This window comes from Pseudomonas sp. NPDC086278 (genome assembly GCF_050280905.1).
In the GTDB taxonomy this organism is placed as follows: domain Bacteria; phylum Pseudomonadota; class Gammaproteobacteria; order Pseudomonadales; family Pseudomonadaceae; genus Aquipseudomonas.
Genome location: NZ_JBNNWE010000071.1, coordinates 15,071 through 30,548, shown reverse-complemented (window position 1 = coordinate 30,548; position 15,478 = coordinate 15,071). Strand labels below are relative to the sequence as shown.

Annotated in this window: 12 protein-coding genes; 5 read left to right on the top strand and 7 right to left on the bottom strand. The window is 60.9% G+C overall.

All coding sequences use genetic code 11. The features are described from left to right. Positions 1-689 (bottom strand): aminotransferase class I/II-fold pyridoxal phosphate-dependent enzyme (locus ACQKP4_RS20545; protein ID WP_427635457.1); only part of this gene is annotated, 689 nt, incomplete at its 3' end. Between the two features lie 137 nt (positions 690-826). On the opposite strand from ACQKP4_RS20545, the gene ACQKP4_RS20540 reads away from it, so the two are divergent. Next, on the top strand, positions 827-1,714 hold the full coding sequence (locus tag ACQKP4_RS20540) for a DMT family transporter (protein WP_427635458.1): 888 nt from the start codon (positions 827-829) through the stop codon (positions 1,712-1,714). Positions 1,715-1,786: 72 nt separating this feature from the next. On the opposite strand, the gene prpD is transcribed toward ACQKP4_RS20540, so the two are convergent. The 6 genes from prpD to ACQKP4_RS20510 form a co-directional block, all read right to left on the bottom strand. Then, positions 1,787-3,271 (bottom strand): 2-methylcitrate dehydratase, encoded by a 1,485-nt coding sequence (gene prpD / locus ACQKP4_RS20535; RefSeq protein WP_427635456.1) that lies wholly within the window; start codon positions 3,269-3,271, stop codon positions 1,787-1,789. A gap of 174 nt (positions 3,272-3,445) precedes the next feature. Continuing rightward, complete coding sequence (gene prpF, locus ACQKP4_RS20530; protein WP_427635455.1) at positions 3,446-4,636, bottom strand: 2-methylaconitate cis-trans isomerase PrpF; 1,191 nt, start codon at positions 4,634-4,636, stop codon at positions 3,446-3,448. Between the two features lie 54 nt (positions 4,637-4,690). Beyond that, positions 4,691-7,285: a Fe/S-dependent 2-methylisocitrate dehydratase AcnD gene (gene acnD / locus ACQKP4_RS20525; protein ID WP_427635454.1), complete on the bottom strand. Its 2,595-nt coding sequence runs from the start codon at positions 7,283-7,285 to the stop codon at positions 4,691-4,693. A gap of 204 nt (positions 7,286-7,489) precedes the next feature. Continuing rightward, positions 7,490-8,617, bottom strand: coding sequence for a bifunctional 2-methylcitrate synthase/citrate synthase (gene prpC / locus ACQKP4_RS20520; RefSeq protein WP_427635453.1), 1,128 nt, complete (start codon positions 8,615-8,617; stop codon positions 7,490-7,492). Between the two features lie 160 nt (positions 8,618-8,777). Further along, the gene (gene prpB, locus ACQKP4_RS20515; RefSeq protein WP_427635452.1) at positions 8,778-9,668 is read right to left on the bottom strand and encodes a methylisocitrate lyase; all 891 of its coding nucleotides are present in this window, start codon (positions 9,666-9,668) and stop codon (positions 8,778-8,780) included. Next, positions 9,665-10,387, bottom strand: coding sequence for a GntR family transcriptional regulator (locus ACQKP4_RS20510; protein ID WP_427635451.1), 723 nt, complete (start codon positions 10,385-10,387; stop codon positions 9,665-9,667). Before ACQKP4_RS20510 ends, prpB begins: the two co-directional genes overlap by 4 nt. 297 nt (positions 10,388-10,684) lie before the next feature. Between ACQKP4_RS20510 and ACQKP4_RS20505 the strand changes: the two genes are divergently transcribed. From ACQKP4_RS20505 to pabB, 4 genes are all read left to right on the top strand, one after another. Then, positions 10,685-11,221 carry an ATP-dependent zinc protease family protein gene (locus ACQKP4_RS20505; RefSeq protein WP_427635450.1) on the top strand — a complete coding sequence of 179 codons (537 nt, stop codon included), beginning with the start codon at positions 10,685-10,687 and terminating at the stop codon, positions 11,219-11,221. Between the two features lie 5 nt (positions 11,222-11,226). Beyond that, the gene (locus ACQKP4_RS20500; protein WP_427635449.1) at positions 11,227-12,762 is read left to right on the top strand and encodes an inactive transglutaminase family protein; all 1,536 of its coding nucleotides are present in this window, start codon (positions 11,227-11,229) and stop codon (positions 12,760-12,762) included. Continuing rightward, positions 12,762-13,748, top strand: a complete 987-nt coding sequence (locus ACQKP4_RS20495; RefSeq protein ID WP_427635448.1) for an alpha-L-glutamate ligase-like protein — start codon at positions 12,762-12,764, stop codon at positions 13,746-13,748. Before ACQKP4_RS20500 ends, ACQKP4_RS20495 begins: the two co-directional genes overlap by 1 nt. Before the next feature lie 351 nt (positions 13,749-14,099). Further along, positions 14,100-15,437, top strand: a complete 1,338-nt coding sequence (gene pabB / locus ACQKP4_RS20490) for an aminodeoxychorismate synthase component I (protein WP_427635447.1) — start codon at positions 14,100-14,102, stop codon at positions 15,435-15,437. Positions 15,438-15,478 lie beyond the last annotated feature (41 nt).

The window sequence follows — 15,478 nt, the reverse complement described above, 5'->3', positions numbered from 1 at the left end:
CCCTCGTCATCCATCGCGACGCCGATCAGTTTGATGCCGAGCATGCGCGCAACACTGATCAACCCCGGATAGGTCAGATGCTCCGTGACCACCGTGTCGCCGGCCTTCAGCAACCCCATCAAGGCACACAGCAAACCGTGTTGGCCGCCGTTGACGCAGACGATCTGCTCAGCGTCCGGGACAAACGCCTGATGGCGCAGCCAGTGCGCGCCCGCCGCACGATGGCGCTGCAATCCGGTGTCGGCGGTGTAGCCGCTGATGTGCTGCAACGCCTGCGGATCGAGGGCCAGCGCTTGCAAGCTTTGACTCAAGAACAGCGCCTCCTGCCCCGGAATCGGCTGGTTACGGCTCATGTCGAAAAACGCCTGCGGCTCATCGCTGACATTGCGAAAGCCGCCGTCTCGCGGGCGTTCCATCCCGCGCTGACGCACATAAGTGCCGTCTCCTACGCGAGCAACGACCAAACCCACACGCTCAAGCTCGCCGTAAGCGCGGCTGATGGTGCCGATGGTCACGCCCAGGCTGTCGGCCAACAATCGATGCGGCGGCAACTTGCTGCCTGCTTCGATCAATCCTTCGTCGATGCCCTTTTCCACGGCGTCGGCCAGGCGCTTGTACTTCACCCCCAATCCATGGGCGAGACCGTCGCGCAGGATTGACACCATGGCAATACTTGTTTTGACAGTCATTGAAGCCCCGAATAGCGTGCTTGAAACAGGTGCAATCAGGGATAGACCTTTTGCAGATGAAGGTCAATTGCGCCGATAACAGGAGCTTGATCATGTCCACTGCCGTTACCGCGCCATCGATGACCGCAAAACCCTGGCTGGCCGCAGCGGTCACCAGCCTGCTGTTCCTGATCGTATGCCTGAGTTGGGGCACGACGTGGCTGGGGATAAAAATCGCCGTTGAAAGCGTGCCGCCGCTGACAGCCGCCGGGTTGCGATTCCTGATCGCCTTTCCGTTGTTTCTCGGCTTTGCCCTGCTGCGCCGCGAACCGCTGTGGTTTCCCAAAGAGAGCCGCTGGTTTTTCGTGTTCGTCACGCTGTCGTACTTCAGCCTGCCGTATTACTTGCTCAACTACGGCGAGATGCACGTGTCATCGGGTCTGACCGCGCTGCTGTTCAGCTGCATGCCGGTGTTCATCCTGCTGTTTTCCGCGTGGTTCCTGCGGGAGAAAATCTACCCGTCGCAAGTGCTCGGTATCGCCATCGGTTTTGGCAGTCTGTTCATGATCATCCGCAGTCAGGGACTGCATCTGGACCATGCCGAACTGTTCGGGGTGCTGGCGATTCTCTGCGCGGCGGTGATGCATGCGCTGTGTTACGTGGTGACCAAAAAACACGGCACGGCGATCAGCGTGATTACCTACAACACACTGCCAATCGGCATCGCCGGGCTGATGCTGTTCGTCGTGGGTTTGAACCTCGAAGCGCCGGTGTTTGCCGCGATCAGCCTGCGCTCATGGGGCGCCCTGCTCTACCTCGGGCTGGTGGCTTCGGTAGGCGGATTCATTGTGTATTTCCTGCTGCTCAAGCGGCTGAGCCCGATCATTTTGTCGTTCGTGTTCATCATTTTCCCGGTGTTCGCGGTGGTGATCGGCGCGTGGTACGAGGGGCAAACCTTGTCCCGGGAGCTGATGATGTACTCGGCGATTTTGTTGACCGGTTTTGCGATCACCAAATTGCCCGTGGAAAAATGGTTGAAAGCCTGAACAAACAGGGCTGGCTGGCGATGGCGTCTTTTTGATCGCCATCGCCAGCAACCGTGCTGCCACAGGTTTTATTCAGATGACGAACAGGTCCATGAACCGGTTGACCGGGGTTGCTTCAAGCGCTGCCTGATCCTTGCACAACTCAAAAATCTCCGCGCTGCGCTGGGCGGTAAAGCGCGTCGCCAGGTTGGCTTTGAACTTGTCTTCCAGCAACGGAATGCCATCGGTGCGGCGACGGCGATGGCCGATCGGGTACTCGACCACTACGTTCTCGGTGCTGGAACCATCCTTGAAAAACACCTGGATCGCGTTGGCGATAGAGCGTTTGTCGGCCTCCAGATACTCGCGGGTGAAGCGCGGGTCTTCGACGATGACCATTTTCTCGCGCAGCACGTCGATGACCGGGTGCGCGGCGTGGAAGTCGTCTTCGTATTGCTCGGCCACCAGATTGCCGAAAGCCAGCGGCACGGCCGCCATGTATTGAATGCAGTGGTCGCGGTCGGCTGCATTCGCCAGCGGGCCGACCTTGGAAATAATGCGGATCGCTGACTCATGGGTAGTGATGACGATTTTTTCGATTTCGTGCAGGCGATTCCTGACTTGCGGGTGCAAGGTGACAGCGGCTTCGCAAGCAGTCTGTGCGTGAAACTCCGCAGGAAAACTGACCTTGAACAGCACGTTCTCCATCACGTAGCTGCCGTACTGGCGGGAGAAGCTGAACGTGCGTTTGTCGTCCGGTTTCAGCGCCAGATCGTTATTGGTGTGGCTGAACAGCACGTCGTAGAAGCCCCACTGCTTGGCCGTCAGTACGCCGGGAATGCCCATCTCGCCGCGCAGCGCAATGTCCGCCAGACGCACGCCTCGGCTGGAGGCATCGCCGGCGGCCCAGGATTTACGCGACCCGGCGTTCGGCGCATGCCGGTAAGTGCGCAACGCCTGGCCGTCGGCGAACGCGTGGGACAACGCTGACAACAACTGCTCGCGATTGGCGCCCATGAGCTTGGCGGTAACAGCGGTCGAGGCGACTTTCACCAGGATGACGTGATCCAGGCCTACGCGGTTGAAGGAGTTTTCCAGGGCGATCACGCCTTGAATCTCGTGGGCCATGATCATCGCTTCAAGCACGGCGCGGATGGTCAACGGGGCGTCACCATTGGCCACGCGTTTTTGCGACAGGTGATCGGCCACCGCGAGAATGCCGCCGAGGTTATCGGACGGATGGCCCCATTCGGCGGCGAGCCAGGTGTCGTTGTAATCGAGCCAGCGCACGATGCAGCCGATGTCCCATGCAGCCTTGACCGGATCGAGCCGAAATCGGGTTCCGGGGACGCGGGCACCGAACGGCACGACGGTGCCTTCGACAATCGGGCCAAGGTGTTTGGTGCATTCGGGAAAGCGCAGGGCCAGCAGGCCGCAGCCGAGGGTATCCATCAGGCAGTTGCGGGCGGTGTCGAGGGCTTCAGTGGACTCGATGTTGAAATTGAGGACGTAGTCAGCGATGTCTTGCAGGACCGTGTCGTAGTCGGGGCGGTTGTTCAGGTCGACGTTGGCGCTCATGTTCGATTCACTCTTGAAGTGGTTCGTTGATGGGACCTCGGTTCAGGTTTTTTCTCGGTGGCTTACTGCTTTCTTATTTTGAAATGCGGCCAACTGTGGGAGCGGCGCTCCGTCTTCGCGAGCAAGTCGCACCGTCGCTCCCACAGGGTTTTGTCTTTATCTCTGGGGTTCAGGTTAGAAAGCGTCGCCCGGCACGCGCACGAAGCCTTCCATCAACACCCGCGCACTGCGGCTCATGATGGCTTTTTTAACGATCCACTCACCGTTCACCTCGCTGGCCTCGGCACCGACCCGCAAGGTGCCGGACGGATGGCCGAAGCGCACGGCATTGCGCTCAATGCCGCCCGCCGCCAGGTTGACCAGGGTGCCGGAAATCGCCGCCGCCGTGCCAATCGCCACCGCCGCCGTGCCCATCATTGCGTGGTGCAATTTGCCCATCGACAGCGCCCGCACCAGCAGGTCGACATCCCCCGCGGCAATCGCTTTGCCGCTGGATGCGACGTAGTCCGCAGGTTTGGCGACGAACGCCACTTTCGGCGTGTGCTGACGCTTGGCCGCTTCGTCGAGGTTCGAAATCAGCCCCATGCGCAACGCGCCGTAAGCGCGAATGGTTTCAAACATCGCCAAGGCTTTCGGGTCGCCGTTGATCGCGCCTTGCAACTCAGTGCCGGTGTAGCCGATGTCTGCGGCGTTAACGAAAATCGTCGGGATACCGGCGTTGATCAGCGTCGCCTTGAAGGTGCCGACGCCGGGGACTTCGAGGTCGTCCACCAGGTTGCCGGTGGGGAACATCGACCCGCCGCCACCCTCTTCTTCCGCCGCAGGGTCCATGAATTCGACTTGCACTTCGGCGGCCGGGAAGGTCACGCCGTCGAGTTCGAAATCACCGGTTTCCTGCACTTCACCATTGGTGATCGGGACATGGGCGATGATGGTTTTGCCGATGTTGGCCTGCCACACGCGAACCACGGCGACGCCGTTGTGTGGAATGCGGCTGGCGTCCACCAGACCGTTGCTGATGGCGAACGAACCGACCGCCGCCGACAGGTTGCCGCAGTTACCGCTCCAGTCGACGAAAGGCTTGTCGATGGAGACCTGACCGAACAGGTAATCGACGTCGTGATCAGCCTTGATGCTTTTCGACAGGATCACGGTTTTGCTGGTGCTGGAAGTCGCGCCGCCCATGCCGTCGATTTGCTTGTCATACGGGTCCGGGCTGCCGATCACGCGCAGCAACAAGGCATCGCGGGCCGGGCCGGGAACCTGTGCCGCTTCGGGCAAATCCTGCAGGCTGAAGAACACGCCTTTGCTGGTGCCGCCGCGCATATAGGTGGCGGCGATTTTAATCTGGGGTGCGTGAGCCATGGTGCTCCTCCATCGCGAGCAAGGGACTTGAGCCCCTTGCTCGCACGTGGTGATTTAAACGGCGACCGCCGATTCCAGGAAGTCCTGGGCAAAGCGTTGCAACACGCCGCCGGCCTCGTAGATCGACACTTCTTCGGCGGTGTCGAGGCGGCAAGTGACTGGCACTTCGACCCGTTCGCCGTTGAGGCGGTTGATCACCAGCGTCAGCTGCGCACGCGGGGTGCGGTCGCCGATCACGTCGTAGGTTTCGCTGCCATCAATGGCCAGCGTGTGGCGATCAGTGCCCGGCAGGAACTCCAGCGGCAATACGCCCATGCCCACCAGGTTGGTGCGGTGAATGCGCTCGAAACCTTCGGCGGCAATCGCTTCGACACCGGCCAGACGCACGCCCTTCGCCGCCCAGTCACGGGACGAACCCTGACCGTAATCGGCGCCGGCAATGATGATCAGCGGCTGCTTGCGTTCCATGTAGGTTTCGATGGCTTCCCACATGCGCATGACCTGGCCTTCCGGCTCGACCCGCGCCAGTGAACCCTGCTTGACCTTGCCGTTTTCCCGGACCATTTCGTTGAACAGTTTCGGGTTGGCGAAGGTCGCGCGTTGTGCGGTCAGATGGTCGCCCCGATGAGTTGCGTAAGAGTTGAAGTCCTCTTCCGGCAAGCCCATTTTCGCCAGGTATTCGCCGGCGGCGCTGTCGAGCATGATCGCGTTCGACGGCGACAGGTGATCGGTGGTGATGTTGTCCGGCAGCACCGCCAGCGGGCGCATGCCCTTGAGCGGACGCGCGCCGGCCAGCGCGCCTTCCCAGTACGGCGGGCGGCGGATGTAGGTGCTCATCTCGCGCCAGTCGTACAGCGGCGTGACTTTCGGGCCGGTGTCTTCATGGATAGCGAACATCGGGATGTAGACCTGACGGAACTGCTCCGGTTTGACCGACGCCTTGACCACCGCGTCGATTTCTTCGTCGCTCGGCCAGATGTCTTTCAGGCGGATTTCCTTGCCGTTCGCGTCGAGGCCCAGCACGTCTTTTTCGATGTCGAATCGGATGGTCCCGGCGATGGCGTAAGCGACCACCAAGGGCGGCGATGCGAGGAACGCGTTCTTGGCGTACGGGTGAATCCGGCCGTCGAAGTTGCGGTTGCCGGAGAGTACGGCGGTCGCGTACAGATCGCGGTCGATGATCTCTTGCTGGATCGCCGGGTCGAGGGCACCGGACATGCCGTTGCAGGTGGTGCACGCGAACGCCACCACGCCGAAACCGAGCTGTTCCAGTTCGTCGGTCAGGCCCGCTTCATCAAGGTACAGCGCCACGGTTTTCGAACCCGGCGCCAGCGATGATTTGACCCACGGCTTGCGCGTCAGCCCAAGCTTGTTGGCATTGCGCGCCAGCAGGCCGGCGGCGATGACGTTGCGCGGGTTGCTGGTGTTGGTGCAACTGGTGATGGCGGCGATGATCACCGCGCCGTCCGGCATCTGGCCCGGCACGTCGTCCCACTGGCCGGAGATGCCTTGCGCGGCGAGGTCCGAGGTCGCGACGCGAGCGTGCGGGTTGCTCGGCCCGGCCATGTTGCGCACTACCGAAGACAGGTTGAAGGTCAAGCCGCGCTCGTATTGCGCGCCCTTCAGGCTGTCGGCCCACAGGCCGGTGGTCTTGGCGTAGTTCTCGACCAACTGCACCTGCTCGTCTTCACGGCCGGTGAGCTTGAGGTAGTCGATGGTTTGCTGGTCGATGTAGAACATCGCGGCCGTGGCGCCGTATTCCGGGGCCATGTTGGAGATGGTCGCGCGGTCGCCGAGGGTCAGCGCGGAAGCGCCTTCACCGAAGAATTCCAGCCACGCGCCAACGACTTTTTGCTTGCGCAGGAACTCGGTCAGCGCCAGCACCATGTCGGTGGCGGTGATGCCCGGTTGCAGCTTGCCGGTCAGTTCAACGCCAACGCTTTCCGGCAGGCGCATCCAAGAGGCGCGGCCGAGCATCACGCTTTCCGCTTCCAGACCGCCCACGCCAATCGCGATCACGCCCAGCGCATCGACGTGCGGGGTATGGCTGTCGGTGCCGACGCAAGTGTCGGGGAACGCGACGCCATCACGCACCTGGATCACCGGAGACATTTTTTCCAGGTTGATCTGGTGCATGATCCCGTTGCCCGGCGGAATCACATCGACGTTCTTGAAGGCTTTTTTAGTCCAGTTGATGAAGTGGAAACGGTCTTCGTTGCGACGGTCTTCGATGGCGCGGTTCTTCTCGAACGCCTCCGGATCGAAGCCACCGCGCTCGACGGCCAGCGAGTGGTCGACGATCAATTGCGTAGGCACCACCGGGTTCACTTGCGCCGGGTCACCACCCTGCAAGGCGATGGCGTCACGCAGGCCGGCGAGGTCGACCAGCGCGGTCTGGCCGAGAATGTCGTGGCACACCACGCGAGCCGGAAACCACGGGAAATCGAGGTCGCGTTTGCGCTCGATGAACTGCTTCAGGGATTCGGTGAGCGTGGCCGGGTCGCAGCGACGCACCAGGTTTTCCGCGAGCACGCGGGAGGTGTACGGCAGGGTGTCGTAGGCGCCAGGCTGAATGGCTTCGACCGCCGCACGGACGTCGAAGTAATCCAGATGGCTGCCGGGCAGCGGTTTACGGAATTCAGTGTTCATCGGTCAGGACTCGGTCACGGTAGTTGCAAAAGGCGGGGCCTGGCACAGACCTGAAATCAACACACTCCACTGTGGGAGCGAGCTTGCTCGCGATGGCTGAGTCACATCCGACATTGATGTTGGATGGCCCACCGCTATCGCGAGCAAGCTCGCTCCCACAGGGATCTGCGTTTATTCAGATCCCGTACCGGCGCCCTTTCCCATTCAGCGTTGTTCGATTGGCACGAACTTGCGCTGTTCGACGCCGATGTACTCGGCGCTCGGGCGGATGATGCGGTTGTTGGCACGTTGTTCGAACACATGCGCCGCCCAGCCGGTCAGGCGCGAGCAGACGAAAATCGGTGTGAACAATTTGGTCGGGATCCCCATGAAGTGGTACGTCGACGCGTGGTAGAAGTCGGCGTTCGGGAACAGTTTCTTCTGTTCCCACATGGTCTTGTCGATGGCTTCCGAGACCGGAAACAACACGGTGTCGCCGACTTCTTCAGCGAGTTTTTTCGACCAGCCCTTGATCACCTCGTTGCGCGGATCGCTGTCCTTATAGATCGCGTGCCCGAAGCCCATGATCTTGTCCTTGCGCTCGAGCATGCCGAGGGTGCCCTTGATCGCCTCTTCCGGCGATTTGAAGCGCTCGATCATTTCCATCGCCGCTTCGTTGGCGCCACCGTGCAGCGGGCCACGCAGGGAACCGATGGCCGCAGTGATGCAAGAGAACATGTCCGATAGCGTCGAGGCGCAAACACGGGCGGTAAATGTCGAGGCGTTGAACTCGTGTTCCGCGTAGAGGATCAGCGAAACGTTCATCACTTTGACGTGCAATTCGCTCGGCTTCTTGTCGTGCAGCAAATGCAGGAAATGGCCGCCGATGGATCGCTCGTCGCTCACGCAACTGATGCGTTTGCCGTCGTGGCTGAAGCGATACCAGTAGCACATGATCGCCGGGAACGCGGCCAGCAGGCGGTCGGTCACGTCGTGCTGCCGGGAGAAGTCTTGCTCCGGCTCGATGTTGCCCAGGAACGAGCAACCGGTGCGCATCACGTCCATCGGGTGAGCGTCGGCGGGAATGCGTTCCAGCACTTCTTTCAGCGCTTGCGGCAGGTCGCGCAGCTTGCTCAGCTTGCTCTCGTAAGCGGCGAGTTGGGCCTTGGTCGGCAGTTCGCCGTACAGCAGCAGGTACGCCACTTCTTCGAATTGCGCGTCAGCCGCCAGTTCGCGAACGTCATAGCCGCGATAGGTCAGGCCTGCGCCCGACTGCCCGACGGTGGACAATGCGGTTTGCCCGGCCACTTGGCCACGGAGCCCGGCGCCACTGAGTACTTTTGCTTCGGCCATTGCTGTCTCCAATCTTGAAATTTTTAGGGAATCGGCAAGTTGTGATTCATCAGGTTATTCGGGTGATGCCGAAAAAATCGCAGCCTCGTTGCAGTCGCCAGCTCCTACAGGGGAACAGTGAACACTGCAGGAGCTGGCGAAAGCCGCGATCTTTTGATCTTTACTTCTTCGCCGCAAACAACGCATCGAGCTTCTGCTCGAAGGTGTGGTAGTCGATGCGATCGTAAAGCTCCATGCGCGTCTGCATGGTGTCGATGACGTTCTGTTGCGTGCCGTCGCGGCGGATGGCGGTGTAGACGTTTTCCGCGGCTTTGTTCATCGCGCGAAATGCCGACAACGGGTAAAGCACCAGCGACACGTCCGCCCCCGCAAGCTGCTCGGTGGTGTACAGCGGCGTCGAGCCGAATTCGGTGATGTTGGCCAGGATCGGCGCTTTCACGCGGCTGGCGAACAGTTTGTACATCTCAAGTTCGGTGATCGCTTCCGGGAAAATCATGTCGGCGCCGGCTTCGATGCACGCCTCGGCGCGCTCCAGTGCCGACTCCAGGCCTTCAACCGCCAAGGCGTCGGTGCGCGCCATGATCACGAAGCTGTCATCGGTGCGGGCATCGACGGCGGCTTTGATGCGGTCGACCATTTCCTGCAGCGAGACGATCTCTTTGTTGGGACGGTGGCCGCAACGCTTGGCGCCGACCTGGTCTTCGATATGAATCGCCGCCGCGCCGAACTTGATCATCGATTTGACGGTGCGCGCGACGTTGAACGCCGAGGAACCGAAACCGGTGTCCACGTCCACCAGCAGCGGCAAGTCGCAAACGTCGGTGATGCGCCGCACGTCGGTCAGCACGTCGTCCAGGCCGGTGATGCCCAGGTCCGGCACGCCGAGGGAGCCGGCAGCCACCCCGCCACCCGACAGGTAAATCGCCTTGAAACCGGCGCGCTTGGCCAGCAGCGCGTGGTTGGCGTTGATCGCGCCGACCACTTGCAATGGATGCTCGCTGGCGACCGCATCGCGGAAACGCTGGCCTGGAGTGCTCTTGTTGGAACTCATGACTCACCTCGTTCAGTGGCTGTCGGGTTAGCGCCGTCCTGATAATGACGGGCGATATTGCGTTTGGAGGCGCCGATGTGGCGGCGCATCAACAACTCGGCCAGCTCACCGTCACGGTCGGCGATGGCGTCGAGAATTCGGTGGTGCTCGGCGAAGGCCTGACGCGGGCGATTGGGCATGGTGGAAAACTGGATGCGGTACATGCGCACCAATTGATACAGCTCGCCGCAAAGCATTTGCGTCAGGGTGCGGTTGCCGCTGCCCTGGATGATTCGGTAGTGGAAGTCGAAATCGCCTTCCTGCTGGTAGTAGCCGACACCGGCCTGAAACGCCGCATCGCGCTCGTGGGTTTCGAGGACGCGGCGCAACTCGTCGATTTCTTCGACGGTCATGCGCTCGGCAGCCAGGCGACAGGCCATGCCTTCGAGGGATTCGCGGATTTCGTAGAGTTCCAGCAACTCGGCGTGGCTCAGGGAAACCACCCGTGCGCCGACGTGCGGCACCCGCACCAGCAGCCGCTGGCCTTCCAGGCGGTGGATCGCTTCCCGTAGCGGACCACGGCTGATGCCATAGGTGCGGGCCAGTTCCGGCTCGGAAATCTTGCTGCCCGGGGCGATGTCACCCTTGACGATGGCCGCCTGAATGCGCCGGAAGACGTTCTCGGAAAGCGTTTCCGAATCGTCCTGGGCCATGACCGGGGGATCGAGTTGATCCAGCATATTGTCGACACCTTGAAAGCCAATGGCGCAAAAACTAGCGAAATCGGCCGTCACAGTCAAAGGATAAATAGATATTGTCGACAATCGTCTAATAACCGCTTGCACCATAACGACGCAAACCCTCTATTTATAGCCGCCTGCCAGCGCTGGCGCCATAAAACCACCGTGCTAGAATGCCGCCCGCATTTGTTGTGACATCTGCACGGCTTGTCATAAAGAGTTGATAGGCATACGAGGAAGCTTGCGCAGCGATGCCAGGGCCTTGAATCGAACACGGACCGCTGCGCACCAGGATTTATGAGACTCAAGCCCCTCCCCACATTCCTCTATCTTCTTTGCCTGCCCGGTTTTGCCACGGCGGGCGAAAAGACCGTGTATGGCCTCAACGAGTACGCGTCCCTGGACGGCATTGACCTGGAAGTCGCGGCCAAACTCGATACCGGGGCCAAGACTGCCTCCCTGAGCGCCCGCGACATCAAACGTTTCAAACGCAATGGCGAGTCCTGGGTGCGCTTCTATCTCGCCATCGACACCGCGCACTCGCACCCGATCGAACGGCCACTGGCCCGGGTCAGCAAGATCAAGCGCCGCGCCGGCGACTACGACCCGGAAGAAGGCAAGAAGTACACGGCCCGTCCGGTGATCGAACTGGACATCTGCATGGGCTCGGCGTTACGCAGTATCGAAGTGAACCTGACTGACCGCAGCGCCTTCCAGTACCCGCTTTTGATTGGCTCCGAAGCCCTGAAACGCTTCGACGCGCTGGTCGACCCCAGTCTTAAATACGCTGCTGGCAAACCCGCCTGCGCCACCGACGCACATACCGCAGAGTAATTCCAATGCGCTCTCTTACCCTCCATCTGAAAATCCTGATCGCCATCCTGGTGGCGCTGGGCATTTCAGTTACGGCCTATCAGATCTTCGTGCTCGGCATTCCCGTGACCGAAGACGCCACCGACGACTTGTGGAACATCGACGCCAAGGTCGAGTTCGTCGCCAGTGCCAAGGACCCGGTCAAGATCCAGATGTTCGTGCCGCCACTGAGCCGCGACTTTGTGAGCCTGAACGAAAGCTTCATCTCCAATAACTACGGCGTGGCGGTGAACCGGGTCGACGGCAACCGCAAGGTCACCTGGTCGGCGCGTCGGGCCAAGGGCAACCAGACCCTTTATTACCGACTGGTGCTGACCAAGCGCTACAGCGGCGAAAAATCCAAGATCAAAGGCCCGACCTTCCGCGACAGCATCGCCGTCGAAGGCGCGGAGAAAATCGCCGCCGAAGCGTTGCTCGCGCCGATTCGCCAGCACTCGGCTGACGTCGAAACCTTTATTGGCGAGGCGATCAAGCGAGTCAACAACGTCAACGACGACAACGTGAAGCTGTTGCTCGGCGGCGATCCGTCCAGCGGACATAAAGCCAAAATCGTCGAACTGGTCCTGTCCATCGCCCACGTACCAGTGGAAAAGGTCCACACCATCCGTTTGGTGGCCGACCAGCCGCAAACCCCTGAGCTCTGGCTGCGCAGCTTCAACGGCACCGACTGGCTGTACTTCAATCCGGAAACCGGTGAACAGGGCCTGCCGACCGACCGCCTGCTGTGGTGGACCGGCGACGAGAACCTGATCACTGTCGATGGCGGCAAAAAAGCCAACGTGACGTTCAGCCTGAACAACAGCGAAATGAACGCGATTCGCCTGGCCAAGCTGACCGACGAAAATACCGACGCCAACTTCCTCGAATACTCGCTATACGGCTTGCCGCTGCAAACCCAGCAGACCTTCATGATCATGGTGATGATCCCGATCGGCGTGCTGGTGATCCTGATCCTGCGCAACCTGATCGGCTTGCAGACGCTCGGCACCTTTACCCCGGTGCTGATCGCCCTCGCCTTCCGCGAGACCCAGCTCGGCTTCGGCATCGTGCTGTTCACCATCATCACGGCGCTGGGGCTGTCGCTGCGTTCCTATCTGGAACACTTGAAGCTGCAAATGCTGCCGAGGCTGTCGGTGGTGCTGACGTTTGTGGTGGTGCTGATCGCGGCGATCAGCCTGTTCAGCCATAAACTCGGCCTGGAGCGCGGGCTGTCGGTGGCGCTGTTCCCGATGGTGATTCTGACCATGACCATCGAACGCCTGTCGATCACCTGGGAAGAACGCGGCTCCGGCCATGCGATGAAAGTGGCCGTCGGCACGCTGTTTGCCGCGTCGCTGGCGCATCTGATCATGAGCGTGCCGGAGCTGGTGTATTTCGTGTTCACCTTCCCGGCGATCCTGCTGATTCTGGTGGGCTTCATGCTGGCCATGGGTCGCTATCGCGGCTACCGCCTCACCGAACTGGTGCGTTTCAAGGCTTTCCTGAAGAAGGCTGACGCCTGATGTTCGGCTTCTGGAAGACCTGGAAGGCCCTGGAAGCCCGGGGCATCATGGGCATCAATCGGCGTAACGCCGACTACGTGCTCAAGTACAACAAGCGCAGCCTGTACCCGATTGTCGATGACAAGATCATCACCAAGGAGCGCGCAATCGCCGCCGGTATTCATGTGCCGGAACTGTATGGGGTGATTTCCACCGAGAAGGAAATCGACAACCTCGACGCGATCATCGGCGGGCGCAACGACTTCGTGATCAAACCGGCCCAGGGTGCCGGCGGCGACGGCATCATTGTGATTGCCGACCGGTTCGAAGGGCGCTATCGCACCGTGTCCGGCAAGATCATCAGCCATGAGGAAATCGAACACCACGTCTCCAGCATCCTCACTGGCCTCTACTCGTTGGGCGGTCACCGCGACCGTGCGCTGATCGAATACCGGGTGACCCCGGACCAGATCTTCAAGAGCATCAGCTACGAAGGCGTGCCGGACATTCGCATCATCGTGTTGATGGGCTATCCGGTAATGGCGATGTTGCGCTTGCCCACCCGTCAATCCGGCGGCAAGGCCAACCTGCACCAGGGCGCCATTGGCGTTGGCGTGGATCTGGCGACCGGCCTGACCCTGCGCGGCACCTGGCTGAACAACATCATCACCAAACACCCGGACACCACCAACGCGGTGGATGGCGTGCAACTGCCCTATTGGGACGGGTTCATGAAACTCGCCGCTGGCTGTTATGAGCTGTGCGGGCTGGGTTACATCGGCGTCGACATGGTGCTGGACCAGGAAAAAGGCCCGCTGATTCTTGAGCTGAATGCCCGGCCGGGGTTGAACATCCAGATTGCCAATGACTGCGGCCTGACGTTGCGCACCCATGCCGTTGAAGCGCGGCTGGAAGCGCTCAAGGTACGCGGGATCACCGAGACGGTTCAGGAGCGGGTGGAATTTGTCCAAGAGATGTTTGGGCATATTCCTGCGGTTGAGGGCTGATCCAAAACCAAGTCGCGCCTTTCGCGAGCAAGCCCGCTCCCACATTTGATTTATGCAGCGCCAAAGATCCAGTGTGGGAGCGGGCTTGCTCGCGAAGACGGCCGGACAAGCGCCACAGCCTTCAAACCCTGCCAACCATCTGCCAATCCCCGACATCCCCTCCCCCACATTTGATTTATGCAGCACCAAAGATCCAGTGTGGGAGCGGGCTTGCTCGCGAAGACGACCGGACAAACGCCACAGCCTTCAAACCCTGCCACCCATCTGCCAATCCCCGACATCCCCTCTAGGAGCAATTCCTGCAGAGGACTACAATCGCCACCCCGCCTCGATGGCTGACCTGCCCCGCCCATGTTGACCTGTTCCGTACACCCGTTACCCTATCAAGCCAACCCCGCCAACTTCTTCGCGGCGATTCGTCATGCCCCCGGCGCCGTGCTGCTCGACAGTGGCCGCCCAACCGCCGATCGCGGGCGCTATGACCTGCTCAGCGCCTGGCCGCTGGAGCAATTGGCAGTGAGGCCGGACGAAAGCGGTACCGATTTCCTGCAACGCCTTCGCGATAATCTGGCGCGCCTCGGCGAAGCGGCTGTTCCGTTGGACCTGCCGTTCGCTGGCGGCTTGATCGGTTACTTGAGCTACGACTTCGGTCGGCACCTGGAAAACCTGCCGAGTCAGGCGCTGGACGATTTGCAACTGCCCGACGCGCGTTTCGGGTTGTACGACTGGGCGCTGATCAGCGATCACCAACGGATGACCAGTCAGTTGCTGTTCCATCCGTCGCTGGTCGACAGCGAACGTCAGCGTCTGATCACACTCTTTAGTCAGCCTGTGGTTGAAGCGGGCGAGCCCTTCAAGCTCAAGGCTCCGATGAATGCCGACTTGAGCGCCGATGAATACCGCCAGGCGCTGGAGCGGATTCAACAGTACATTCAGGCGGGCGACTGCTATCAGGTCAACTTCGCCCAGCGTTTCCGCGCGCAGTGCCAAGGCGATCCGTGGGCGGCGTATGTGGCGTTGCGAGCGGCGTGCCCGACGCCATTCTCTGGTTTCCAAAGCCTGCCCGACGGCGGCGCGGTGCTCAGCCTTTCACCGGAGCGTTTTGTGAAAGTTACCGAGCGTCAGGTGGAAACCCGCCCAATCAAAGGCACCCGCCCCCGTGGACTGACCGCTGACGAAGACGCCGCGAACGCCGCCGGATTGCTGGCCAGCCCCAAGGATCGCGCAGAAAACCTGATGATCGTCGACCTGCTGCGCAACGATCTCGGCCGCACTTGCCGCATCGGTTCGGTGCGGGTGCCGGAGTTGTTCAGCCTGGAAAGTTATCCGAACGTGCATCACCTGGTGAGCAGCGTGACCGGTGAATTGGCGGACAACCGCGACGCACTGGACCTGATCGCCGGCAGTTTCCCCGGCGGCTCGATTACCGGCGCGCCGAAGATTCGCGCGATGCAGATCATTGACGAGCTGGAGCCGACGCGACGCGGGTTGTATTGCGGTTCGTTGTTGTATCTGGACGTGCGTGGCGAGATGGACAGCTCCATCGCAATTCGCAGCTTGCTGGTCAAGGAGGGTCAGGTGTGTTGCTGGGGCGGCGGCGGGATTGTCGCGGACTCGCAGTGGCAGGCCGAGTATCAGGAATCGATCACCAAGGTGAAGGTGTTGCTCGATACATTGCAGGCTCTGTAGCTTTTTGTGGCGAGGAGGCTTGCCCCCTCGCCACAGGGTAG

Bases quoted from the DNA above. Each gene is read 5' to 3' on its own strand.
- prpD (WP_427635456.1), bottom strand. From the start codon at position 3,271: ATGAGCGCCAACGTCGACCTGAACAACCGCCCCGACTACGACACGGTC.
- prpF (WP_427635455.1), bottom strand. From the start codon at position 4,636: ATGGCTCACGCACCCCAGATTAAAATCGCCGCCACCTATATGCGCGGC.
- acnD (WP_427635454.1), bottom strand. From the start codon at position 7,285: ATGAACACTGAATTCCGTAAACCGCTGCCCGGCAGCCATCTGGATTAC.
- prpC (WP_427635453.1), bottom strand. From the start codon at position 8,617: ATGGCCGAAGCAAAAGTACTCAGTGGCGCCGGGCTCCGTGGCCAAGTG.
- prpB (WP_427635452.1), bottom strand. From the start codon at position 9,668: ATGAGTTCCAACAAGAGCACTCCAGGCCAGCGTTTCCGCGATGCGGTC.
- ACQKP4_RS20510 (WP_427635451.1), bottom strand. From the start codon at position 10,387: ATGCTGGATCAACTCGATCCCCCGGTCATGGCCCAGGACGATTCGGAA.
- ACQKP4_RS20505 (WP_427635450.1), top strand. From the start codon at position 10,685: ATGAGACTCAAGCCCCTCCCCACATTCCTCTATCTTCTTTGCCTGCCC.
- ACQKP4_RS20500 (WP_427635449.1), top strand. From the start codon at position 11,227: ATGCGCTCTCTTACCCTCCATCTGAAAATCCTGATCGCCATCCTGGTG.
- ACQKP4_RS20495 (WP_427635448.1), top strand. From the start codon at position 12,762: ATGTTCGGCTTCTGGAAGACCTGGAAGGCCCTGGAAGCCCGGGGCATC.
- pabB (WP_427635447.1), top strand. From the start codon at position 14,100: ATGTTGACCTGTTCCGTACACCCGTTACCCTATCAAGCCAACCCCGCC.